Source organism: Couchioplanes azureus, from assembly GCF_014648355.1.
Classification (GTDB): domain Bacteria; phylum Actinomycetota; class Actinomycetes; order Mycobacteriales; family Micromonosporaceae; genus Actinoplanes; species Actinoplanes azureus.
In genome coordinates this window covers 19483-42865 of sequence record NZ_BMQY01000013.1, presented here as the reverse complement: position 1 = coordinate 42865, position 23383 = coordinate 19483, and the positions used below count along the sequence as shown (strand labels likewise).

Below are 23383 nucleotides of genomic sequence, written 5' to 3'. Positions count from 1 at the left end.
GCGTGCACCTTGACCGCCCGTACGGCATCGACGCCACGGTATGGATCGAACGTGGTGGCGGGCGGCGTCCCGGCCTGGTGGTGCGGGCCTCACGGCAGGCGGTGACGGTTCGGTATCGGCCGGGGGACGGCCCCGCGACGGTGGTCGATACGGTGCCCGCCGCGCGCGTTGATCACCGTGGGGAACCGGATCTTGTCGACGACCCCGAAAGGCGTATGGGCTGTGTCCGCCGGGCGTCGTGAGCCGATGGATGTCGTGGTGCATCGGCCGCTGCGCCGATGGCTGCGCCGGCGGTGTGTGTGCGGGTTGCGGTGGCCGTGCCAGGAGCGGCGCATCGCGCAGGTTTCGGCGCAGCAGCCGGCGTGGGCCTTCGGGCACACCGAGGTGCTGCCCCAGCGCGGTTGGATCGATCGTCAGACCCCCGCCCAGATGGCGCGGGGCCGTGGCCACAGTGCTTCGGGCCCTGCGGACGTTGATGACCGCCCGACCCGGGGGTGACGGCGTGCCGGCCGTCGGTGGCGTCGTGCTGTCTGTCGGCCTGCGCCTACACCTGTCCGACAACGACTACCGGTACGGCACGGGTGACATCGAGATCCTGGTCCGCGTCGTCGAAGCTGTGAACGGCGACGACGACGATCAGTGGGTGGCCTTGCAGGCGGACGAGGTCTTTTGGGACCGATCCCTGGGTTTCCGGTACGTGTCGGTGCGGGTGTCGGCGTTGCGCGACGCGATCCGGCGGCCTTCGAAGCCGGACGCTTGTTGAGATCGCGGCCGCGATGGTGCAGGTGGGCCTGTCTACATACCGCCGCCGCTTGGACATCGGTTGGGCCGTCGCGAGATGGTCGCGACGGCCCGCAGTGGTTTCAGCGGTGCTGGATGAGTTCGCGGTCCGTCACGATCTCGGGGTACGCGTCGGCGGTGACTGTCTCGCCGTGCGCGGTGGTGACCAGGTCACCGCGGCGCTGACGGACTTGTGGGCCGGCGTGCGCTTCGGCGTAGCGCATGCTGACGGAGACGTTGCGGGCGTAGGCCTTCATGCCGAGGATGCCGTTGTTGTCGTAGGGCAGCAGCCGGGTCAGGTCGGCGATGATGGTGTCGCCGCGGTGGAGGTTGCGTGCTCGGCTGGCGAGGTCTCCCCAGCAGAGGATGTCGAAGCTCATGGGTTGGGCGTTGACCTGTTTTCCGCTGGTGTCGCGGTAGGTGACGCGGTGCACGATGCTGAGTTGGACGAATTCGCGGCCGTCGCGGGTTTTGTCCGTGACGGGGCTGGTGGTGAGGGTGCCTTCGATGATGGCGACGAACTGCATGACGGATTCCTCGGTGTCTCGGTGTGGGTGATGGCTGAGGGTGGGACCGCGTGAACCGGTCCCACCCGTGCTGGCTAGAGAGAGGGCTCGAGTTCGTGGCTCGTCGGCTCGTCGGCGAAGCCGGCGGACTCCGGCACAACGGATTGGGCACTTCTGAACCGCAGGCTCAGCGCGACGTTGGCGGCAGTGACCTGCAGCCGCCCGTCGGGGGAGTTGTCCTCCTGGCGCTGGAAGGCCCAGATGCGCACGTCGTCGCGGGCGGTGACCAGGACGGTGTCGCCTTTGCGCAGCTCGGCGCAGCGTTCGGCGAGTTTTTCCCAGGCGGTGACGTCGACCCACATGGCCGGCTGGTTCTGCCATTGCCCGTCGTTGTCGCGGCGGCGGCGGGTGTGCGCGACCCGCAGCCGGCATACGCTGCGGCCGGTATCGGTGATGCGCAGTTCGGCGTCCTCGGCCAGGTTGCCTTCGAAGCGGAATTCGAACTCCACGGTGGGTCTCCCCTCAGGCGATGCTGGTGCGGTGTGGTCCCGGTGCCGGCTCGTGCGATCCGGGTGTTCGGGGTGCCGCGCTGATGGGGCCGGTCAAAGCCCGCCCTGGGCCCGGGGGTGCAAGTCCCAGGGCGGAAGATCTTGGCGTTGAGCGCAGCGAGACATGGTCGCCAAGATGTTCGGCATCGGGGCTTAGCGCCGTCGGGTCGGGTGGGCTGACCTTCAGTCCCTCAGCGTGGGCAGCTCCGCACGCTGCACGGATCACACGGTCTGCGCAGCGTTGACCGGTGAGCTGCGTTGCCGGTGGATCGCGCCGGACGCACGCACGATGAGAGCTCTGGCATACGCCGCGGCTCGCGCCGCGTCACGAAATTGATGGCACCCAGGGCTGCTCCTTCGCCCGCGACCCATGCACGGGCCGGCCGTACCGGCGTTCGGTTCAGCGGTCAGCCGAGCTCGGTGCAGCGGCGAAGCAAGGTTGCCCGTGCGGATGACTTTTGGCAGGCGGTCTTTGCGCGCCGCGTGTCCGCGCTTCGGGTGCGGCTCGAGCGGCTCGGATCCCGTGCAGGCGGGCTCAGGGGCCAAAGCACCGCATCGACGCGGTTCCAACCAGCAGCGACTTGTGTGTTGCCGAACACGGCCCGCGAGGTCACACTGCGCCCGGCCATTACTGGTCAGTAGGGTCGTCGGGCGCCCGCGAGGGGGCGCAGGTCGACGGGGGTTGTAAGGCGTGAAGAGAACTCTGCTGGCGTCCGTGTTGGTCGTCGCGCTGTTGGTGGGCTACTCGGGTCCGGCGCTTGCTGTGACACCGAGGGCCAAGGCCGCGTCGGCGGCGTCTGCGGGCGCGAGCGGTCCGCGGTTGGGTGCCCTGCAGAAGTGTGCCGATGCGGTGTTGAATCCGGGCGTCGATCCGAACACGGATGGTCTTCTGCAGAAGCTGGCCCGGTTGAGCCAGTTCCACAAGTGCGCCACCGACGCGGGGTTCAGTTTGGCGGCCGCCCTCAACTGCGTCGACAAGGTGGAGGCGCCGACGTTGAGCGCCCGGTACCAGCGGATCAAGCAGTGCCTGGCCGACACCGGGCTGCGGGTCGGCAGCACGGTGCTGCAGGCCACGCTGCTCGTCTGGGTCGTGAACGTGTTTCGCAGTGGTCTGCCGCAGTTGACCGCGGATGTCGAGGCCATTCTCTCCGATGTCCGGGGCGGCTTGAGCGAGGCGCCGAACCGGGTAGCCCGGCTGCAGTCGCTGCTGGCCGAGCAGCGCAAGGTCACCGACCCGAAAAAGGTGGTTCCGGGCCTGCTGGAGGCACTGCGGGACGCCACCGCATACAGCGAAGACTTGACCGTCGTCGGTGCCGCCTGGAGCAAGGACCTTGCAGATCGCCGCGAGCGGCAGCTGAGCGCCGCGGACACCATTCGGTACGTCCGGAGCAGCTTCGCCGATGTGCGGGATGCCCTCGCCAACCTCCTGCCGACCGGCGCCGAGCTGTCCGCCGGCTTCAAGAGCACCGTCGCCAAGCTCACCGCTGCGACGAAGGCCGTGGAAGATGTCTTGCAGGCGTTCGTGGACTCCGCCAACCTCCTGCGGGAGTTCAACAAGACCTTGGACGAGGCCAACAAGTCGGTGGCGGGTGCCAACAAAGCGTTGAAGAAGATGGATTCGGCGCTGAAGGACGTCAACAGGAGTCTTGTCGGCCTCAAGCAGGGCATCGATGAGGCCAACCGTGGGATGGATGAAGCCAACCGCGGTATCGCCCAGGCCATTCAAGGCATGGACGAGATGAACCGCGCCCTCGTCCAGATGAACAAGGGCCTGGCGCAGATGAACGGCGCGGTTGCTGCCATGCCGGACGTCAAGGCTCTGCTGGGCAGTGGCATCTCGCTCAAGGGTGCGATGGATCGCTTCGAGAACCCGTTCGGTGAGACGCTGACCCCCGAACAGCACCTCGCGCGGCTGCAGGAGTCTGAGCACCGCGATGCCATGATGTCGCTGCTGCTCGATCTCACGCCGGGCATCGGTGACGGCAAGGGTGTGTTGGACGCGATTCACGGTCGCGACATCGCGACCGGCCAGGAGCTCAGCGGTCCGGAGCGGGCCCTGAGCGCGGCCTTCCTGCTGCACTACCTCAAGGGACTGCGCAAGGTCGGCGACGTTGCCGGGGTCACTGGCAAGCTCAACAAGGCGACTCAGTCGCTGCGCAAGGCGCAGGATGGGGTCAAGGCCCTGCGATACGGCAAGGCCTTGCCCGCGACCTGGGTCACGCGCACGTTGACGAGCCCGCCGGCCGGTGTGCCCAACTCCGCCGGTGTGACCTGGACCGAGGCCGTTCTCAAGGATGGCGGCGGCCGCCTCGTCTACAGCAGCGACGGCCGCATCTACGCCGAAACCGGCGACGGCCTGCACTACATCGGCGCCCGGGAACGGGGCGCAGTCGGGGAAGCGTGCCTCAACAGCTTCCGGCCTGACACCCCGGTACTGATGGGTGATGGGAGCCGTCGGGCGATCGCCGACGTGCGGCCGGGAGACTCAGTCTTGGCTGGGCACCCGGTCTCGGGCATGGCGACGCCGAAGGCAGTGACGGCTGTTCACGCCCACCGCGACACTGCCCTGACCGACGTGACCGTGACCGGAGCGGACGGAAACCAGCATGTTGTGCACACGACCGATGAGCACCCGTTCTGGGTCGCGCGCCTACAGGAATGGGTCGACGCGGAAGATCTCACCGTCGGCACACGGCTGAGCACTCCCGACAACGGTGAAGTCACCGTTGCGGCTGTGCGGTCCTTCGCCGGCGACCAGATCATGGACAACCTGACGGTCGCGGACCTGCACACCTACTACGTCGCCGCCGGGGATGAGGCGGTGCTGGTCCACAACTGCCCGATGGCGCGTGACGGCAGGTCGTTGGGTTCCGTCAACCTGCCCAGGACGTACGGTGGCGTGGACATGGAACATGTCAAGAGCGGCCACTTCGTCGGCGGCGCTAGAGTCCGTTCTCGTAGTGACCTGTGGCCAGCCGGCACGACGGAAGCGGAAGTCGAGCGCGTGGCGGCCGCAGCGTTCCGCAACAGCCCCAGGAAGGTCGGGTACGACAGCAACAACCGCATGATCCAGGCTCAGGCGCGGGTGGACGGCAAATTGTACGAGTTCATTATCAACCGGGACACCGGCATCATTCGATCCATCTACCCCCAGTAATTGACCCCGCAGGGCGTCGACTGTGAGGACTGAATGAGTACATTGACATGGCGCGTGGGCGACCTGACGACACCCTCGAGTGCTGACGGGATCGTCACGGCCGATGTGTGGCTGACGCTGGACGGTGTCGCGTTCCCCGAGAACCGGTGGAATGATTTCTCGATCGCGGTGCTCAGCTCTGCCACCACGGCGTACGAGGAAATCGCACACGGTGCCCCGGATGCGTTCTCGTACTTCTTCGATGGGCCGTTCTACCTGTACTACCGCCGGATCGCCGGCGGGCTGGTCGCCGTCGAGGCGAACACCGACAAGGGTGGAGTACCGAAGACGCTAGCGGCGGGCGACATCGAAATCGAGCCATGGCGGACAACCTTGCTCGCCGCGACAGAAGCCACCCTGGAAGCGATGTCCGGCAAGCCTCACACCGAGGAACCGCACGACATCATGCAGAGAATTAAAGAGGTCCTTCAAGCGCCTCCGGGAGCCGCTCGCCGTCCGCCGGCCGACGACTGAGACCACGACCACGCGGCGAAGAGGACCCCGATCGCTGGCCCAAAAGTCAGCTTGGAGGCAAGGCTGGCCTCGGATCCTTCCACGGATCTGAGACGGGATCCCGAACTCGCTGATTTGGTCATGGGGCGACCTGCTGGTGTACCGGCCATCGAAGACGCCAGGACACCCAGCATGGTCGAGACCCGAGCGGGTGGAATTTCAGCGGCGGTGTCGCTCAAGTCCGGCAGTCCATACGGACCTGGCCACGCCTGTGCTTCGACCAACTCGAGGCCCACGCTGGCTGCTGCATCGGCAAGTCGGACCACACCGCGGCCTGGTCGATGCCGCCGCGGACGGCGAGCTACCCGAGCCGGAAACGCCGCCCGATCAAACGGGGTTGGTGCGTCCGCCGCGCCAATGCGGTGGCCGTTGTGCAGCAGCCGGCAAGGCGCCTGGTGGGTGTGCTGGAGCTCTCCGGTCAGTGCGAGCGTGCGTACCGGTCCACGTGTGCGATGCCCGCGGTGCTTGTCGTGCCGCCTCGCGGTGACGCGTGATCACAACGGGCTGAATGGCACCCCGGAGGGCAGGGCGGATCATGTGGTCGGCGCAACACTGCTGGTGAACGCCTGCAGCCTTGAGCTTGGCGAGCACTGTCGCAGCGCCCTCAGCGGCGGCCCATCCGCCCCGCTGGACCTGCGGATCGCGGCAGATCAGTGCGCCGTCGACCGACCTACCGGCTACATTCATCGCAACTGCGGGAACTGTGTTCGCAGGTCGGCGAGGGCCTGGCGGTAGCCGTCGCGGCCGTGCACGACGGCCAGGCAGACCACGATCTCTAGCACGGCCACCAGGGAGTCGTCGTCGGCTGAGTGGAACAGGGTGGTGATGGCCCAGTCCTGCGGCGACTGCTCGTATTCGCCATCGGGTGGTACCGGCAGACTGGTGCGGGGTGGCTGCGCCCGTCTGAGCACGCCCCAGCAATGGCCGGAGTCGTTGAATGGCGGCGGGGCCGGGTCGCCTCGGCGCAGCGCGGCGACGGCCGGGGCGAGTTGTGGCAGCCCGATCAGTCCGGCCTGCTCCAGGCACTGCAACGCCGCCCACGCCGCTACCTGGCGGTGAGTCCGGTCGTCGGCGTCAGCCAGTGCGAACTCGAGGTCGATGTCGATCCGAGAAAGAGCGTCGGAAGAGAGACCGACGCCTAACTCTAAGGTGCGTCGTAGCCGAGCGTTCGGTACGCGGTCACCCCACCGCTCGCGTGCCTGTTGTTCGAGTTGGTCGGCTGCGGCCTGCTGGTAGTCCTGCTGTTCCTGCGCGGTGAGGGTGCGCCGCGCCCGGTGCCAGTAGGCCGCCCGTTCACCGGTCTGCTTGACGATGCGGCCCGGTGCCGGCGCGCCGGGCCAGAACTGCAGCAGGTACGAGTCCGGTGTCTGCTCGACCTGGTCGGCTTCCTCGAAGCCGCGAACGCAGTAGCGGACCCGGTAGTCGCCAGGGGGCATGGTGAACTCATGCGAGTCGCTCATGAGTCCTGTCAGCGACGCTTGCTGCGACAGTGCCGTGAAGGAGACCTCCACGACCTCTTCCCACGTCGGGTCGAGCGGCGGCTCTGTGTCGTGTAGCTCGAGCCGGAATGGAACCCACCCGGTGTGCGTGCCGACCTGCAGCTGCAGGTAGCCCGGCACGCAGGCGCCACACAGCCCGTTGCTCTCGTCGGCCCACGGCGCGTCAAGGTCGTCGAGCTCGCCAATGTCGTCTCCGCACGCCAGCGACGCCGACCCATACGACAGGAAGACACGCGGCTTGTCGAGCAACACAGTCACCATGGAACTTTGCACCTCCCCGCGCCTGGCGGCGCCCTATGCCATGATCGTGCACCGGCTGACGGCGATGCGCGATGTCGTAGGAATCGGCGGATCACCCACTGGGCGTTCGAGATCCTGGAATGCCGGCAGATCCACGGAACTGGGACCGAACCCGCACCGTTGCCCGAGCGGCCAGCGCGCGACTCGCGGCAGAACAATGCACGTGTCGTCGGGTCGGCATCTGCCGAGCATGCCTGTCTGCTTCCGTCAAAATCGCTGGCTATAGCTGCCCGAAGAGTCATATTGGGGTCGGCGTCGGGGCGAGTGATTCATCATTTGGGTGTGCTGGTTCAGTGCCGGTTGGAGTCCGGACAGTGGGTGCGGTGGCGGGTCGGGCGTCGGCGTCTGGCGTGGCGCCCCGGGTCCTCGGTTCTTGAGCTGCTCGAAAATGCGCAGGGACCGCTGTTCCTCCTCATAGGGGTTCCCGTGTTGGCGTGGTGGCTGCTCAGCTGGGTCGGCGCCTTGCTAGCGACGGTGGTGGTGTGGCCGGCGCGCATGGTCTCCGGCAGGTGGCCGGTAGTGGCCTACCTGCTGGACGACGTCGACGACCACCAACCGCGGTGCTTACGGGTGCAGGGTAGGGCAGCGGCGGATTCGACCGCACGTCAATGGAGCCGCGACATCGAGAAATGCGGCCGCCCGCAGTTACCGGCCAGCATGCCTGGCCCTGAAGTAGATGACTGACCGCAGTCGATAACCCGAGACTGCGGCTCGTGCACTGTCATCGACACGAGCGTGCGTCACGCTGCGTGACAGCTTCGCGGCGGTCGCCGCGGGCGGACGGCGGCAGATCAGTGCGTCGTTGGCGGGCATGGACGATCGACAGAGTGGACGATCGTCCCTGCAGTAAGCTGGTCCATGCCCACCCCATCGAGAAGGAGCGCGGGCACACCCTCACGTTGACCATCGCGCAGGCGGTCGAGTAATTGCACGCTTGCCCGCTCAACGACGCGGTGCGCTCCTCGAGCACACAAGGCGACTGAACCGACCGCCGGGATTGTCCCTTCAGCTCGGCCTATGACTGCAGTGCCTCGCCCGGCGATGTGGAACGCATCCTCGATTGTGAAGCTCCAGGTCCCATCCATGAGCAGATCCTGACAGAACCAGGACAACGAGCTCTCGGCCCGGACCGGCGATGAACTGCTTGTGGCGCGACAGGACGCCGATCCGCGACGGCCGACCACCGGTCGCGACGGCGGCGGTCGGCCCGAGCGCAGATAGCGGCATGAGCGGATGCGGCGTTGATTACCTCTGAACGCGTTCGACGGCGGCCGCCGGGACTGTCGCGATGATGAAGTCTTCGACCAGATGGGACTGCACGGCGATCATCGGTCCTGGGCTGACGTATCGGACGGTGAAGTTGGTTGTGCGGAGCCACGTCTCGTCATATCCCGCGAGGGTCTCCGGCAGTGCGCCGACGAGTCTGACCTCGTCGCCCGGCTTGAACGGGGCGTCTTCGGGGGCCCCGGCACGGAGGACGGCCGTGACCGCCTGGATGAGAATTTCCACCGGCTCGGTGTCCGCGTCGTAGTGGACGAGATGGCCTGCCTGGCCAAAGAGCGCTCGGCCTCGGCTCTGCTCGGATCGGCGAGCGCCCCGGCCGCGCCGACGGCCAGGACCGGCTCCTTTGACAGAGCGAGTTGCGCCGCCAGAGCCAGGATCAGGCGATCAATGACACTCTCTGCAACGTCTTCCTCTGCCACCTGGCGAGGGTAGGACGAGACACCAGCACAGCCTTCACCGGCATGGGTGTGTGCTGGCACGCCGAGACGCCGACACGGAGCGTGACGCTACGGCGGAGCCGGCGCGCATGATCAGCGGCGGATCCGGATACTTGGGCGAGTAGCGCGGTAGGCGGGGTGCTCGCCGGGCGGGTCCGCATGCCCAGGCTCTCAGAGGGGTGGTCGGCACCATCGAGATGATCTATGCGTTGCATCCGTGCGGAGGTCGTTCTACCGGTACGGTCTAGATTGCGATCACTCGATATGCTGAACGGTCAGTGACGGTGGACGGTGACCGGCGCGTGGCCGTCGACCAAGTGGATCACGGGCCTACTCCCAGGTGCCAGGCGCGGCACGCCGCTGATGAGCTGTGGAAATGACGAGCGGGAGAGCGCCGGATGGTGGGACGGCTGGCATGCTGAAGGCGAGCATGGACCCGGAAGTTAGCGTGACGGAAGGTCCTGTTGCGTCGAGAGACCGGGTTTTGGGGCTGGATCTGGCGCGGGGCGCGATGCTGCTGTTCATTGCGTTAGCCAATACGCACTTGTTCCTGCGCGGGGCGACGGTGCTGGGCGGGTACCCCCAGGACGGCTCGCCGGTGGACCGGGCTGTCATCTGGACCCTGACGACCTTCGTTGACGGCCGGGCCTTCCCGATGTTCGGGCTGCTTTTCGGATACGGCGTCGCGCAGCTCGCCCGCCGCCATGAGTCGGCCGGTCCGCGGTGGGTAACCCGGCTCCTTTGGCGGCGCTGCACGGTTCTCATCGGAGTGGGAACGGTCGACGCGCTGCTCTTCTTCGAGGGCGACATCCTGGCCGCGTACGGCGTATTGCTGATCGTGGGCGTTTGGATGATCCGCTGGAAGGACAGGTCGCTGCTGCTGGTCGCGTTCGGCTCCTTCGCTCTGTACGCGCTGCTCGGCGGCGCCTCGATGTTCATGACTGGTGAAGGTCCGGACGCGACGAAGCTGCCGACGAATCTGGCTGACATGATCACAGACCGGGTCGGTTCCGTACTTATTACGCCGTTGTTCGGCCCGCTGATGTTCCTCTGCCCGTTCGCGGTGGGACTCTGGGCCGGTCGCCGCCGGCTGCTGGAACGTCCTGGCGATCACCGGCGAAGTCTGCAGGTGGCGGCGGTGGCAGGGCTCGTCGGAGCGGTGCTGGGTGCTCAGCCTGTCTCGCTGGTACTGGCCGGCATCGTCACGCCGCCGGAGCTGGGAGCTTTCTCCTGGATTGGTGCATTGCACGCCGCTACCGGGGTGCTGGGCGGTGTGGGGTACGCCGCGCTGTTGACGTTGCTCGCCGTCCGGCTGCGGCGTCCGGTGAATCGGGTAGCCGCGGCGATCGCCGCCACCGGTCAGCGCTCGATGACGTGTTACCTGATGCAGTCGCTGGTGTGGGCAATGATCTTCACGCCCGCACTTCTGGACCTCTCCGACGTTCTGTCCGTGGCTGGTACTGCCGTGGTTGCGACGGCGACCTGGGCAGGCACGGTGCTGCTCGCTGACTGGATGCGCTGGTCGGGGCACAGGGGTCCCTTCGAGCGGCTGGTGCGACGAGTCACCTACGGTGGCCGGTCCACAACGCAGCCCGGGGACGCGGCTCGGTCCACCTGACCAGTTTCTGGCGGCGCGTTCTTGTGGTTGCTCACGTGTAAGGGTCGACGTGATCGACGGTTTCGGGCTGGCCTGAGCGCCGCCCGCCGTTGTGTCGACTGATAGCGGGCGCTGCTGGGCTCATGCGGATTCGTGCGCGCGAGCAGGCACCAAGTCCCGACGGACCAGGGTTGGTCGAGTCGCAGCTCCGCCACCGCCATGCTCGCTTCGCATCACCGGATAGCCGCACATCGGCAAAGTCGCGCGTCGGGCTCATGTTCCGGAGGCCATGTAGGCGGCGAGGATGTAGTTGGGGTGCCGGTCGAGGTTCCGGCGGGCGCGGTCGTAGCGCATGGTGGTGCGTGGGTCGGCGTGGCGGGCGGCGATCTGGACATCGCGCAGACTGACGCCGGCATCGAGCATGGTGGTGACGAAGGTGTGCCGCAGCATGTGCGGGTGCATCCGCGGCATCCTGATTCCCGCACCGGCAGCCAGTCGCTTGAGGCGGCGGGTCGCGGCGTGCCGGTCCAGGCGCCGACCGAGGGTATTGCGCAGGAGCGGCCCGCTCTCGCGCTCATCGACCGCGCGCTCGACGGCACGGGCGACCGCGGGTGGCAGCGGGACGAGCACGACCGTGCCGCCCTTGCCGCGCACCCGTAGGACGCGGTGGCCTTGTTCTTCGCCGAGGTCGCTGATATTCAGCCCGCAAGCCTCGAAGATTCGTAGCCCGAGAAGCCCGAGTAGCGCCACCAGCGCGAAGTCGTTGATGTTGGTCGACAGTCGGGCGGTAGTGATCAGCGCCTCGAACTGCAGATGCCCGAGGCCCAGCGTGGGCGACTCCGCCGGCACCCGAGGACGGCGTACGTAGTCGGCTGGCGGGTGCGGCAGGATCTGGTCGATCACGCAGACGCGATAAAACACCACCACGACCGACAACCGGCGCGAGACCGTCGAAGGTTGATAGCAGCCCTCGTCCTGCAGCCACCGCACGTACCGTTCGATGTCCGCCCGCACCGCCGCCAAGACGTCAAGGTCCTGACGGGCACACCAGTGCAGGAAGACCCGCAGATCCGACTCGGCGTGCAGGCGGGTCTGGCCTCGGTATCGGCCGAGATAGGCGGCGACCGCCGCCTGCACAACCACATGATCAGAGAACAGGGTTTCCGACTTCGAGAGCGAAGAAGCGGCCATGCTTCACGCTGCGTTGCCGCCCTTGCTGAACGCCAGCACGCCCCAAGCGGCATGACAGTGCGTCAGACAAGGTCTTCGAACGACTCTTCTCCGGGGCGCCAGCACATCCAACGCCTGTCCTTGAATCCGGTCAGCATGGCGATCTCTGGGCCGGGCACGTCGTCGATGGAGGGATGCAAGCAGACCGTCCCTTGGTCGAACTCAATCCGAAGGCCGCGGCCCGTTTCCTCTGCTGTCGCGACTACCTGACCCGGGATGAGTGCGCGCAGCGCGTCGGCCCAGCCCAGTTGCCCGGGACCTATCGAGCCTGTCGGTGTCTCCACGACGGGCAATACCTCGCAGTTGAGAACAGGCATGTCTTCCGTTGGCCCGTCGAAGCGTAGTTGGACGTAGTCCATGACGAACTCCACCGAGTAAAGGCGGTAGCCGACGAGACGGCTCAACAGCTCGTTGGGGACGTAGGCGGTAGCTTCCGGCGGCATGAAAACATCGTGCCCGAGCAGCCATCGACGGGCACAGCCATGGCGGGAGATCCACTCGTCGGGACCGTACGGCATCGGTGACCATGCGGAATCGTCCGAGGCTGCCACCGCACGGTGTGGCAAATGAGCACGCGGTTGGGTGCTGGTTCCTGCATGATCAGCCGGTGGACTTGGAAATGCAGGTTGATCTGACCCAGCTCACGCCGGTCGAACGAGAGCTTCTTCGGCTCGGCATCATGGAGTGGGAGCGCCCGGAAGGCGACCGGGACACGGTCGTTCACCTCCTGGGCTACACCGATCGCCGTGAGCTGCGCTCGGACGTTGGCCGGCTCGGGGGCATCCTCGACACGGCGCGTTCCATGTCGCGTCGCGACTGCCGCCGCCTTCTCCTTGCCACGGAGCTGGCGTTCGCGAGCGAGACCCTGGGTTGGGCACGCGACTGGGCGGCTGATACCGGCTTCACCGACCATGACACCATCACCGTGCTGCGCGGCCTCCAGGAACGCCTGGCCGGCATCGTCCATGGGACCACCGACCACCTGGGCGAAATCCCGCCCCCAGCTCCGCCTGCATGGGTACCGATTCCCATGGATGCCGATGACCCGTACTGGGCGTCCTTCAACCAGCGCTTCGCGTTCCGGCCCGGCATGCGGTCCTGGCCCGCAATCGAAGAACCAGGACCGTCGGTCACCATCGACCTCGAACCCATCTTCGCCGGCGGTCATGCACAGTTCGCTTCCGGCGCGGCCGCCGTCGACAGCCTCACCCTGGCCGCGCTGACACGTGTACTGGACGCCGACACCGGCCTCGTCGTACTTGATTGGCAGCACCAGTCCTACCGGTTTTGGCCCCACCGGTTCGCCTGCCAACCACATCAGCAATGGCCCACGACGGTCTTCCCGAACGGCGACTACTACATCTTCCTCACCGAGGACATGAACACTGGCACCTTCGGACACCCCTGGGAGCAGACACTCTGCGTCTTCGGCGAGCCCCTGGTGTCCGCCCTGGTACCGACACTCACGAGCTGGCTTCCCATCAAACGCAGCAACCGGTAATAGGAAGGCAACCGCCCTAGCTCCCGCCACACGAGTGTCAACCGAACGCTTTGGAGCGCGCGGGAGGCGGCAGTTGAGTGCGCCGCGCGCTGTTGCCGGGCACGCTAGTCAGGCAGGAGAACGTACTGGTCGTGATCTACAGACAAGCCAAGGCCGGCCAACCGTTGGAGAGTCCTCGCTATGTACGTGATGGAGGCGGTGGAAACGTGGAGGCCACCGGCAACGGTGTCGCGGCCCCCGCTCATCGTAATGACCACCGCGACGCCGGCCCGCATTCCTAGGGTGCTACACGCGTCAGCGATGCCAGCGGCATAAGGCTCGATCGCGTCCAGCAGTTGGCTGACAACTTCCTCGGTCACGTACGTCCGTACTTCGGCCAACTCAAAGGCCCAGCGGCTGAATCGACGCGGTAGTGGCGCGTAGGGATGCGGGTCACCACGCTGCCAGGCCCTGGTGGGCTCCAGCCCCACCAGGCGGGTGACGTCGTCGGGGTCGAACGCCATCTGCCGTAGCTCGTCGAGCTCGTACGGCGGCTCGCCAACGTCGACGTCTCGGACCAAGTACAGATACGCCCGCTGCACGCAGGTGGCGTAAGTATGGGTGACATGCTCTTCTTCTGGCATCGGGCACCGACCGTAGTGCAGGGCCTGCCGCCACGTCGCGCCGGTTTTGCCCGACCCTGGCGATGGTCGCTGATGACGCGCACAACTCGCCGAGCTTGCGCCGGCGGCCACAGAGAGGGAACGCAGCGTGATCCCTGATGCAGCAGCCAGCGCGCACGGACAGCGGCAAGAGCGGACGTCCAGGGGCGGCGAGAGACTCGTCCTGCCGTTCAGCGATCATGAACCTCATGCAGGACCAGCAGGCGCCGCAGCCGGCCCAGGGCGAGGCGAAGGTCATCACGCTCTGCGGCTCGACCAAGTTTGAGGCTGAGTTCGCGGAGGTCAACCAGCGGCTCACGATGGAAGGTTGCGTCGTGATAAGCCTCGGAATGTTCACCCTCCCCGACCTTCCGGACTACGACTGGACAGCCGACAGCTCGGACCTGAAAGGGCGGCTTGGCCGCGTGCACTTCCAAAAGATCCGCATGGCCGACGAGGTGTACATCGTGGATCCCGGCGGCTACGTAGGTGAGTCAACCCGACGGGAGATTGCCTACGCGGAGTCGCTCGGCAAGCCGGTTCGGTATCTCAGTCGCGAGGGCGTGGCCCGAACGGGAGACGGCCCCCAAGAGTGAGTCCGATCGGCAGGTCTGCTCATCGGCACGAGCGGGCACCGGTCGGCGCCCGGCGGCCGTAACGCTGCGTGGCCCGCGGATCGCGGCATGACAGTGCGCCCAACTGACCGGCATCAACGGTTCAAACCGCTGGGGTGTCAATATTCGGGCGGACTACCAGGATGGTTTCGTTTAGCACTTGCTGCGGAAGTAGGTCAGTAGCCAGGAACACCGTCAGATTCCGGCCAACCTTGATTCCGCCGCACGCTCGACGTGCGCGCTTTCGAGCGCGTCGCGTAGTGGCGATTGCCGCGCCTCCAACTGCTTGCTGCCGAAGCGCTTTTCGAAGACTCTGCCAATTTTCCGGACGAGCCGCGAGTACGGAAACTGAGAGGTTCCTCCAATGCTCTGGCCGGTCCCGGAGCACTTCGTCAAGCGCCGCCAGGACTTCGCGCGGCACACCGGTGGAAGGACGAACGGGCTGATCTCCGTCATCGGGCATGTGGGTGTAGTAGTCATTCATGATTTCCGACGTCGTCCCGAGCAAGTTGATTTGACCACGTTCAACGTGAACCGGCTCAATGCGTCCCTCGCACCATGCCCCGACCGCATCCGTCTCGACGAAGATGAGCGGGCCGCCAGCCTGATTGATGGCCGCGCGGGTGTGGGCGTAGGCATAAAATTCAGCCGGATGACGCAAGATGTCCGTCACCATCAGAAGATCGGCGAGTGTCACGAGCCAGGTTCCGGCAGCGGGGGCACCCGATCGTTTACCCCCATCAGGCAGATGCGTGGCAAATGGATCCACTCGGTCAAGCGTGACGATGATCGATACCGCATTAGGGGCGTTGGGGATTGTTACGGGGCGCCGCTTCGGATCCTGCAGACCGGCCGCCCCCGATTCCAGGTGAGCAATAGTGCGCGCGTTCTGGGAGAGCGCTTTATCGACGAATTCGCCGGTCTTCTTTCGAATCCTGTCGGGAGCCGCCCTGCGAGCCGGCTCGGTGAAGCGCCCGCCCTTGACCTCGGCGACTATAGTGGCGCCCGGGGTCGCCACCAGCACATCGATGTCGGGTCGGCCCTCTGCCGGGTAGGTGTACCCCTTGTGCACATCGCTGGTACCGAACACGTCGGACAGTGCTTGGTGCGTCAGCTCTTCGCATGCATCCTGTCTGCGTTTGTCAAAAAACTTGCGCAGGTTCGGGTCTGCCTGGCAGACTTCTCCTGCCCAGTCGAGCGCTTCTTGGATGAAATCGACGGGCCTCGGCCAGAGATACCGCCCGTCCGGCAAGCGAACGATTGGATATCGGCGCAACCGGTTCGTGTCCATGAGCGCACTAAATTCGGGCTGACTGCCCAGAGGGGTTGCCAGCGCCTCCAGAACCGCAGTCAGTCGCTCTTGGGGGATGCGGGCGCGTTCGGCAAGCAGCGCGGGGAGGTCGTCCTCGATCTGAGCAGCACAAGAGGACGCCATGCCCCCCATCCGCATCGCCAACGCCTGGACCCGGGCTTGATGATCTTGCGGGATGGTAGCCAGTTCGCTGGCCGAGTTGAACCGTTCAACGATCTCGGCCGTCCGCTCGGCTACCACCTCGCTGTATGCATCAGCAGCAGATAATGCGTCACTGAGCGCATAGCCTAGAACCTTGATGGTCTTTTCGTCGAGCGGATCGACAATGGCGCTGAAGATTGGCCGCAGCTGCGCCGGATAACCCATCATTCGGTCGAACCGGCGTTCAAACTCGAGCAAATGCCGAGCCCGAGTTAACGAGTCCAGTCCGCCTTCACGGACCACCCGAGCTTGGTGGGCGAGATTTTCGGCGTTGCCGTACGCGCGGAGCAGCCGCTCCAGTTCGAAAAGAGTCGACGGATGGACCTCGACGCCCAGCCGGTCGACCACGTCGTCCGTCGGCATCGCGGTAACCAAGCCGCCGTAGAACTCCACGAGCGCGTCGATGCCGAACGCGACGGGCCCGGGAAGGCTCGCTCGGTGCATGGCAGCTAACACGTGAAGCTGGGCGTATAGCGTGAGCGGGTCCGCGGCAGTGGCGGTCGCTGAGATCTTGTGTAGCAAGGCGGGAATTCGCTTCGCTGCGCCGGCGGCATGGGTCATCAGCCTTCGCTGCACGTCGGCGAGCGCCGCGCCCGTCGGCAGGTTGAGCCGACGCATCCCAGGCCGGGGCATGTTGTCGGCAGGTATCGGGGATGCGCCGAGAAAAAACTCCCGGCCTGGCGCGGACCCCACCGAACGACGGCTAGTCGGCGCCTCGCGGCGGTTGACAGGCACGCACCCTCCGCTCTCCACGTTGCCATCGGCTGGAAGCTCAAAAACTACAACACCGCAAGAGGGCAAGCCGCGCAATTTTGGCGTCAGTGGGAGCTGGGAGACCGGAGGTAGGCAGGATCCGAGGGCTCAGCGTCCGCGAAAGCGTTCACCCGCGCAGGGCGAATCCGATCGGTGCCCGAACGGGTGACAAAGCCTAGTTGATCGACTTCAACGGTCGGTCGCACAAGTTCGGCGCAGTGCCAACATCAGAGCAGCCCTCGATCAGCGGCATGTTAGTGCTATGAGTGTCGCGGCGTCGCTTCCGACCTCCAATAAACGAAATACGGGAGGACTCAAATGATCTATAGTCCAATAGGCCGTCATTCAAGAGCGGCCCGCATAAGCTGTATTATTTCCGAAAAGTCGCCGGTAGACGCCGACTTCAACGCAGCGAAGTAGGCCTTTTGATTTCGGACGAGTGCAACGTCCACACCGACGCCCAACAGCTCTCTTGCCGCTTCATCTGTAACGTGACGAGCGACCCGCCCGTTGCCATCAAGAAATGGGTGGATCTGCACGATGCCGTAGTGCAGTCGCGAGAGGACCTCGACCGATTCATCACTCGTAGCGTCCGTTCGCATTTCCAAACATGCATGTCGCCACCAGGCCAAGTGCTGATTGAGAAGAATGGGCACTTCGTCAGGTGGGGGTGGAATGAAAGTTGGGTCACTAGCATCCCCGATCCAGACCCGTACAGTTCGGAGCTCCCCTCTGGTAGCTCTAGGCATGTCAGACTCCGCCGTGACCGCTCGATGCAAAAGCTTCAGCATCGACACGTCAAGCTGAGCTACGGAAATGCGTTCAGTTCTAGCCAGCGGCGAGATGATAGATGACGGTTGTGTCGCCATTTCAATCGCCGACATCATGTATCGTGTGCGTTCAGCAATCTCGTCGAGGCGCTGCATCATCGGAGTATCCGACAAGTCACCTACGCGCAGGGTGCTGAAGAATGCAACCTGTTCCTCTATCGTCATGCCGCGGCGAAGGAACTCAAGACGCACACCGTAGCCCGCTGGCGAATCGAGGTGGGCCCTCAGACGTTCAAGATGATAGATCTGATCGGCTTGACTCCCTGCAGCAAGCAATACTGCCCGCTCAGCTACGGTAAGCGGCTGATTTACCATGAATACGAAGTGATCAGCCGCATACTTTTGGACTCCCACACGATCATCGGTGTACTTCGTCTTGATCTGGCCGAACGCGGGATGCGTGGGCGGAAAGTAGACGCCCACGACGACCCGCTTCCCGGACTTCACCGCCAGTATGTCTTTCCTGCCGTCGGGGCCACCGAGAGGCGCCTGCGGATCGATATCAACGTAGTTATCGATGGCCAGGATTGCCGCGCACATGCGTTCGGCGGCAATCTGCCCTTGCCGCCAATCCCTCAACTCGGCCTCTGTTGTCATGAGACTCCACTCTAGCGTTTAGAGTTGCTCGCCGTAATCAAGTTACTGCCACCGGCGCGGGAAGCCCTTTCATTATACGTTATCGTCAGCCCGAACGATACGTTCCTGTAGTTGCATTTCGCCATAAGGGCGCCGACTCTTACGCGTTACCGTCAGTTGGCGTTCTGCGCACTCTTGCCTACGCCGAGAGACGCACTAACATCGGCATGAGAGCATGCGGCCCATGCCAGGAGATCCGGCCAACCTCGATTTCTCGGCTTGGTGCAGGAGTTGGTGCAAGCGTTGCCGGGCGTGCTGAGCAAGGCCCGACGCGTACGGTGTCGGAGCGGAAACCCCGCTCCAGCAGGCGCGGAAGCGTCGTGACCGCGCTGCGCCGGCATCGCTCGCAGACCTGACTGACAAGGAGGCTCTCACTTCGCTGGCGGCCGCCCTGCGGCTGCGTCCGGACACCTCAATCATGGACTGGATGGGATGGCCGCGCTTGTGGTGCGAGTTCGCCGGGGACCAGGGCGAGTCGTTGGTGATTTTAGGTCTGTTGCTCCCCGGGTGGGTTCGCTGGGAGCCCCACGGCGACCTTGAACTAGCATCTCCCGAGCCGCTGCGCGCCTGGCTGTCCGCCTGGACCTGAGAAGTGCATGCGGTGCCGCTGGTTACGGCGAAGGAGGACGGCAACGTCATCAGGCGCCGAAGCGGGCTTCAAGGGTATGAGTCCTTTGGCGAGGGCGCGAGCGGGAGTGCCGATTGGACGCGCGATGGCGCGGACCCAGTGCTTCGCCGTCGGATCAGTGCATCTGATCTTGCTCGGTGCGGGTTGAACGGTGCTAGTGCGCGCTGCACCTCTTGCTAACTGTCCATGTGGCACCGCGTGATTGATTGCACGGCCTGGCGGAGCACGGTCGATTCGGTCTTGGCGTCTGTCTTGATCAAGGCAGGGCCTGGCTCGGCGTGGGGTGCGCGGGCTGCGCCCTGCCTGGCGCTGCATGTCAGGCAGCGGGTGTCAGCCCGGGGCTGTCATCGGCAGCATGCGACGCCCGGATGGTGAGGTCAGCTGCGGTCGTGGTTGCCCGGTCCGGCTCGGTCTCGTCGGCTGCCTGCCGTGTTGCAGTGTCGATGTCCGCGCCGTGGTCCGCACCGGCGTCTCCGCTGTCCATCGCGGTGAGGGGCTCCTTCCCGTCGTCCAGGTCCTGAGGGGGAGCGGGGGACAGCGACTGGTAGAGCTTGGTCTCGGCGTCGGTCAGTGGGTAGCCGTCGCCGTTCAGCCGGTCGAGCCAGGCTAGTGCAGCGTCCTTGTCGATCCAGCTCAGGTGCCGCTCGAGGCCTTGGCTGAGGTTGTGCTCCTGGTAGCACACGTACTTCGCGATCAGGCAGCGGCGCAGCCGGTCCTCGCCGGCGGCGGCGAGCACGTCGGGGTCGACTCCGCCGAGTGTGTGGTACAGCTCGTCGAGGCCGGTGGAGCGGGCCGGGTTCTTGCCGGTGACGACGGCGCGGAGCGCGTCGTTGTACAGCTTGCGGGCGGTTTTCGCGCTGCCGTAGGCGGCCTGGATGAACTCGCGGCGCACGCCGGTGGCCAGGCGCAGCTGTTCGAGGTGTTCGTCCTGCTGGCGTTGGCGTTCTTCGGCGGCGGCGATCTCTTCGTCCGACATGCCGTGATGCGCGGCGGGCTTGCGGTGGGTGTAGCCGTGCTGGGCTGGGTTGTCGCAGTACACGACGGTGCGGGCCTGGGCCCCGTCTTTCTCGACGAAGGCGTGGAAGCCCTGCAAGGTCTTGACCGTGTCGATGTCGACCGGGTTGCCGTGGCCGTCGACGAGCTGTGCCGCGTCGACGGCGCTGCCTTCGTAGCCGAACCCGCGTGGCTTGCTGGTCACGTCGACGCCATCGATGACCAGCTTCGCTCGCGCCAGCTCTTTGGCCCTGGCGTAGCTGTGCTTGTCCCGTACCCGGGCCAGGGCCTGCTTGAATCGCCACTCGTCGTGTAGTTGGGCCAGCAGCTTTTCCAGATCGTCGGGCGAGTGCTGGAACTGCTCGAGGGCTTGGGCCTGCTCGAGGGTGAGGGTGCCGCTGTTGAGGGCCTGCTGCGCGCGGGCCGGCAGGTGCCGGGCCTTGAGCGCGGTGCGGACCTGCTCGACGGGAACGTCGCGGACCTGGGCGATTTGCTGCTCGCTCCAGTCCAGGTCCAGCAGCATCTGATACGCGTCGGCCTCCTCGATGCGCTCCAAGTCCTTACGGTGGGAGTTGCTCTCCAGCACGGCGACGATTTCGGACGCCTCACCTTCGTCGGCGGCGATCCAGCACGGTACGAACAGCCGCCCGGCGGCGATGGCAGCGTGGTGGCGCCGCTTGCCGGCGATCACTTCGAATACCTCGAGCGGGGTAGCCTGCTGGTGCCCGGTTTGGTCTGCCGAGGGCAGTTCGTTGCTGGTGGCGGAGACTCGCAGCAGCCGAGAGACGACGACCAGTGGGTCTTTGACGCCTTGGAGCCTGATCGACCGGGTGAGGTTGCTCAGATCGCCGAGTTCTTTGCGGGGGTGCTGGGGCCAGTCGCGCAATAGGTTGGCCTTCAACAGGCCCGCGCGAAATGGCAGTCCTGATTGCTCTTCACCGGTGTTGAGCTGCATCGGGCCGGTGATGACGTCACCGGTGAGCGCCGGATACGCCGGGCTGCTGTCGGCGGCAGCCGCAGGGTCATCCTGGGCAGATGCGCTGTTGTCAGGATTGACGGCGATGGTCGTCACGGGTACCTCCGAGGGAGAAGAGAGAACGAATGCGCGGGCCGCTCGGGCGGGGCGGTGCCGCCGGGGAGGGCTGGCCCGATCCGAGCGGGCCGGCCGATCGGCGCAGACCCGCAAGACCCACCGACGTCGGGTACGACGCCCCGTTCAGCTGCGCGGGTGGTCTTGCGGGGCAAGTCGCGGGCGGCCAGGATCGTCGGCCAGCCCGCCCGGCATAGACGCTGTCCGCGGGTGCGCAGCCTGGGGGCTTGCTGACGGCTGCGGCGTCCGCCGGTTCGGATCGAGTGTTATCGGCGCGGGTTGAGGCCGGTGGGGTCGAAGCCTTCGGGCAGTGGCCATGGCAGCCGGGCGGGGTTGATCTGCGAGCTGAGCAGGGTGGCGATCAGCAGTGACAGCTCGTTGTTTGGCGTGACTCTCGCGGCGCGGGTGACCGCTGCCCAGGCGAGCGTGGCGTCACCGTGGCGCCAGGCCGCCCAGGCGGCCAGGTTCGCCGGCGTCGTCACGTACGGGTCGGGGATGCGGCGGGTCATGTCCAGCCACAGGTCGCGTTGCCACATGTGGTCGTCGGTGGCGAGCCACGCCGCGGTGCGACCGGATCGGGTACGTAGCGCCACGGCTAACTGTGCGGCCTGTTCGTCGGTGAGACGTATGCCGGACGCGGCCGTCGTCATGCAGCGCGAGACCACGGCCACGGGATCCGGCGCCTCGGGTGGCAGCTCGGCCAGGATGGTGCTGATGCGAGTTTGCGTCTGTGTGTCGGACTTGACCAGGTCGGTGAGATGCTTCTTCGATGGCAGGGCCACGTGGCCACGCACGATCAGGTTGGTGGTGATGGTGCTGGTGGTCGAGTCGAATGCTGTGCCCTCGGCTGGGGTGCAGGGGCAACTGTCGAAAAGGCAGTAGTAGCGGCCGTCGGTCACCAGCAGCCGGCAGTCGACCACTGTGGTGGCGTCCAGCGTGTGGGCGATGGCATTCAGCTTGTCTCGCGCCGACACCGGTGCGTAGCCGACGAGGTACATGCGGCGGAAGCCGTTGCGCATGAGGGCGTCGCGCAGGTGATGCACGATGACGTCCGTGGGCGCGTCGACACTGATGGAGGAGACGGCCGGGATGCGGTCTCCGTCCTTGGCGTAGAGGGCGATTATTGCGTCCGCGGGGTGATAGCCGAGGAGGAACGGCACGGCGGCGAGGAGATCTTCGGGCGTGCGGAGGACGGAGGTCGGCTGTTCGTCGGCCATCATGATCATTCCCTTCGGCAGGCAGGGAGTCGGACTGGAAGAGGCCTCATACGCCAGCCGGCAAGCGAGCCGGCGAAAGGCGAGACACGGGTGCCGCCCGAGGTAGGTCCAGGAGCTCACGCCGGTGCGTCCCTGCAGCCTCGGTGTGCAGGGTGTCGGCGCCGCGGAGCGGCGCCTTGGCCGGCCCGGGGCGCGGCCGGGTACAGCCGCTTACAGGCCGCGGCGGCCGCGGAGCAACTGGGCAGGATGGCGTCGCATCTGCTGCTTGGCTACGGTGCCGTGCGCCGCGCGGCCCGGATGGCCTCGGCCAGATTGGTGGCGGTGTGCAGGTCGGCGATCGCGGTACTGTTCTGGCTGGCCAACTCCGCCAGGTGGGGCTCGATGTCGTCTGGCTGGTCCGCGTCGATGTCATCGGGCCCGAATTGCGGGTCTTCGGTGCGCCAGTTCATGCCGTAGTGGCTACGGTTCCAGCTCTCCAGGTTGTATGTCGCGCCGGTGGCTTTGCAGGACCACCAGACATAGCCGTCGGGGCCGAGGAAGTAGGACCACCGGTGTATCCGGTCCGCGATGGTCAGGTCCTGCTCGTAGGTCACGTCCGGCACGAAGGACTCCGGGAGGGGCTGCGCGTCGTCTGTACCCGGATGGACACCCAGGACCGCGGCGAAATCAATGGGCAGGTCCACAGCAAACTTGATCTTGTGCCGGGTGCCGGCATGCTCGGTCAGGGTGCCTTCGATGTAGGGCTGGGGCGTGACCGCGGCCTTGCGGAGATCCGTGAGTTGACCCATGAGCTCGGTCTCGGCGATGACCGGCTGGCCGTGATGGACGGTGATAGACGCGTGTCTGATGGTGATCCAGTCGCCGTTACGGGCGTGACCCAGAGAGGCGGGTGCGCGGCCGACGGTCATTCGGCTGCGATCCATGTGTTGGCGCCCGATCGTGGTGGGTGGATTCGGGACTGCGTCGAGGAGGGCGAGTTCAGCGGGAATGGGTGGCGGTGTGTCATCGAGGAGGGCGGCACAAGAAGGCCGCCTGGGCGAGGCTGGCGCCCGAGCAGGCCGGCGCTCTGCTTCGCGG

At 65.9% G+C, this 23383-nt stretch carries 18 protein-coding genes; 6 read left to right on the top strand and 12 right to left on the bottom strand.

The genetic code is table 11. The features are described 5' to 3' along the window. The first annotated feature begins 502 nt into the window (after window positions 1-502). Complete coding sequence (locus tag IEY99_RS30930; RefSeq protein ID WP_189207650.1) at window positions 503-763, top strand: hypothetical protein; 261 nt, start codon at window positions 503-505, stop codon at window positions 761-763. Between the two features lie 100 nt (window positions 764-863). Here IEY99_RS30930 and IEY99_RS30925 read toward each other — a convergent pair whose 3' ends face one another. Together IEY99_RS30925 and IEY99_RS30920 are read right to left on the bottom strand one after the other, a co-directional pair. Continuing rightward, entirely contained in the window at window positions 864-1307 is a 444-nt protein-coding gene (locus IEY99_RS30925) for a single-stranded DNA-binding protein (protein WP_189207649.1), read from the bottom strand. 74 nt (window positions 1308-1381) lie between these two features. Then, window positions 1382-1795 (bottom strand): single-stranded DNA-binding protein, encoded by a 414-nt coding sequence (locus tag IEY99_RS30920; RefSeq protein WP_189207648.1) that lies wholly within the window; start codon window positions 1793-1795, stop codon window positions 1382-1384. A gap of 730 nt (window positions 1796-2525) precedes the next feature. Here IEY99_RS30920 and IEY99_RS30915 point away from each other — a divergent pair. Further along, window positions 2526-4991, top strand: coding sequence for a polymorphic toxin-type HINT domain-containing protein (locus tag IEY99_RS30915; protein ID WP_189207647.1), 2466 nt, complete (start codon window positions 2526-2528; stop codon window positions 4989-4991). Window positions 4992-5045: 54 nt separating this feature from the next. Then, window positions 5046-5504, top strand: a complete 459-nt coding sequence (locus IEY99_RS30910; protein ID WP_189207646.1) for a hypothetical protein — start codon at window positions 5046-5048, stop codon at window positions 5502-5504. 722 nt (window positions 5505-6226) lie between these two features. Here IEY99_RS30910 and IEY99_RS30905 read toward each other — a convergent pair. Next, window positions 6227-7303 (bottom strand): hypothetical protein, encoded by a 1077-nt coding sequence (locus IEY99_RS30905; RefSeq protein ID WP_189207645.1) that lies wholly within the window; start codon window positions 7301-7303, stop codon window positions 6227-6229. A 1284-nt stretch (window positions 7304-8587) separates the two neighbouring features. Beyond that, window positions 8588-8851 carry a hypothetical protein gene (locus IEY99_RS30900; RefSeq protein WP_189207644.1) on the bottom strand — a complete coding sequence of 88 codons (264 nt, stop codon included), beginning with the start codon at window positions 8849-8851 and terminating at the stop codon, window positions 8588-8590. A 627-nt stretch (window positions 8852-9478) separates the two neighbouring features. On the opposite strand from IEY99_RS30900, the gene IEY99_RS30895 reads away from it, so the two are divergent. Next, a complete protein-coding gene (locus tag IEY99_RS30895) occupies window positions 9479-10681 on the top strand; it encodes a DUF418 domain-containing protein (protein WP_189207643.1) in 1203 nt (400 codons plus the stop codon). A gap of 252 nt (window positions 10682-10933) precedes the next feature. On the opposite strand, the gene IEY99_RS30890 is transcribed toward IEY99_RS30895, so the two are convergent. After that, on the bottom strand, window positions 10934-11851 hold the full coding sequence (locus IEY99_RS30890) for a tyrosine-type recombinase/integrase (RefSeq protein WP_189207642.1): 918 nt from the start codon (window positions 11849-11851) through the stop codon (window positions 10934-10936). A 62-nt stretch (window positions 11852-11913) separates the two neighbouring features. Beyond that, a complete protein-coding gene (locus IEY99_RS30885) occupies window positions 11914-12441 on the bottom strand; it encodes a hypothetical protein (protein ID WP_229799401.1) in 528 nt (175 codons plus the stop codon). A 56-nt stretch (window positions 12442-12497) separates the two neighbouring features. Here IEY99_RS30885 and IEY99_RS34640 point away from each other — a divergent pair, with 56 nt between their 5' ends. Then, on the top strand, window positions 12498-13391 hold the full coding sequence (locus tag IEY99_RS34640) for a DUF2716 domain-containing protein (RefSeq protein WP_229799400.1): 894 nt from the start codon (window positions 12498-12500) through the stop codon (window positions 13389-13391). Between the two features lie 104 nt (window positions 13392-13495). On the opposite strand, the gene IEY99_RS30875 is transcribed toward IEY99_RS34640, so the two are convergent. Further along, window positions 13496-13972, bottom strand: coding sequence for a DUF4279 domain-containing protein (locus tag IEY99_RS30875; protein ID WP_189207641.1), 477 nt, complete (start codon window positions 13970-13972; stop codon window positions 13496-13498). Between the two features lie 269 nt (window positions 13973-14241). Here IEY99_RS30875 and IEY99_RS30870 point away from each other — a divergent pair, with 269 nt between their 5' ends. Further along, window positions 14242-14628 (top strand): hypothetical protein, encoded by a 387-nt coding sequence (locus tag IEY99_RS30870; RefSeq protein WP_189207640.1) that lies wholly within the window; start codon window positions 14242-14244, stop codon window positions 14626-14628. A 121-nt stretch (window positions 14629-14749) separates the two neighbouring features. Here the strand turns inward: IEY99_RS30870 and IEY99_RS30865 are convergent, their stop codons facing one another. The 5 genes from IEY99_RS30865 to IEY99_RS30845 form a co-directional block, all read right to left on the bottom strand. Further along, window positions 14750-16777: a hypothetical protein gene (locus IEY99_RS30865; protein ID WP_189207639.1), complete on the bottom strand. Its 2028-nt coding sequence runs from the start codon at window positions 16775-16777 to the stop codon at window positions 14750-14752. Window positions 16778-17253: 476 nt separating this feature from the next. Continuing rightward, on the bottom strand, window positions 17254-18339 hold the full coding sequence (locus IEY99_RS30860; protein WP_189207638.1) for a Fic family protein: 1086 nt from the start codon (window positions 18337-18339) through the stop codon (window positions 17254-17256). A gap of 983 nt (window positions 18340-19322) precedes the next feature. Further along, a complete protein-coding gene (locus IEY99_RS30855; RefSeq protein WP_189207637.1) occupies window positions 19323-21071 on the bottom strand; it encodes a ParB/RepB/Spo0J family partition protein in 1749 nt (582 codons plus the stop codon). Window positions 21072-21355: 284 nt separating this feature from the next. Continuing rightward, complete coding sequence (locus tag IEY99_RS30850) at window positions 21356-22309, bottom strand: DUF4192 domain-containing protein (protein ID WP_189207636.1); 954 nt, start codon at window positions 22307-22309, stop codon at window positions 21356-21358. Window positions 22310-22575: 266 nt separating this feature from the next. Continuing rightward, on the bottom strand, window positions 22576-23214 hold the full coding sequence (locus IEY99_RS30845; protein WP_189207635.1) for a hypothetical protein: 639 nt from the start codon (window positions 23212-23214) through the stop codon (window positions 22576-22578). Between the last annotated feature and the right edge of the window lie 169 nt (window positions 23215-23383).

Excerpts from the sequence above, each read along its gene's own strand:
- IEY99_RS30925 (WP_189207649.1), bottom strand. The coding sequence starts at position 1,307 with ATGCAGTTCGTCGCCATCATCGAAGGCACCCTCACCACCAGCCCCGTC.
- IEY99_RS30905 (WP_189207645.1), bottom strand. The coding sequence starts at position 7,303 with ATGGTGACTGTGTTGCTCGACAAGCCGCGTGTCTTCCTGTCGTATGGG.
- IEY99_RS30895 (WP_189207643.1), top strand. The coding sequence starts at position 9,479 with ATGCTGAAGGCGAGCATGGACCCGGAAGTTAGCGTGACGGAAGGTCCT.
- IEY99_RS30890 (WP_189207642.1), bottom strand. The coding sequence starts at position 11,851 with ATGGCCGCTTCTTCGCTCTCGAAGTCGGAAACCCTGTTCTCTGATCAT.
- IEY99_RS30870 (WP_189207640.1), top strand. The coding sequence starts at position 14,242 with ATGCAGGACCAGCAGGCGCCGCAGCCGGCCCAGGGCGAGGCGAAGGTC.
- IEY99_RS30865 (WP_189207639.1), bottom strand. The coding sequence starts at position 16,777 with ATGCGTCGGCTCAACCTGCCGACGGGCGCGGCGCTCGCCGACGTGCAG.
- IEY99_RS30860 (WP_189207638.1), bottom strand. The coding sequence starts at position 18,339 with ATGACAACAGAGGCCGAGTTGAGGGATTGGCGGCAAGGGCAGATTGCC.
- IEY99_RS30850 (WP_189207636.1), bottom strand. The coding sequence starts at position 22,309 with ATGATGGCCGACGAACAGCCGACCTCCGTCCTCCGCACGCCCGAAGAT.
- IEY99_RS30845 (WP_189207635.1), bottom strand. The coding sequence starts at position 23,214 with ATGACCGTCGGCCGCGCACCCGCCTCTCTGGGTCACGCCCGTAACGGC.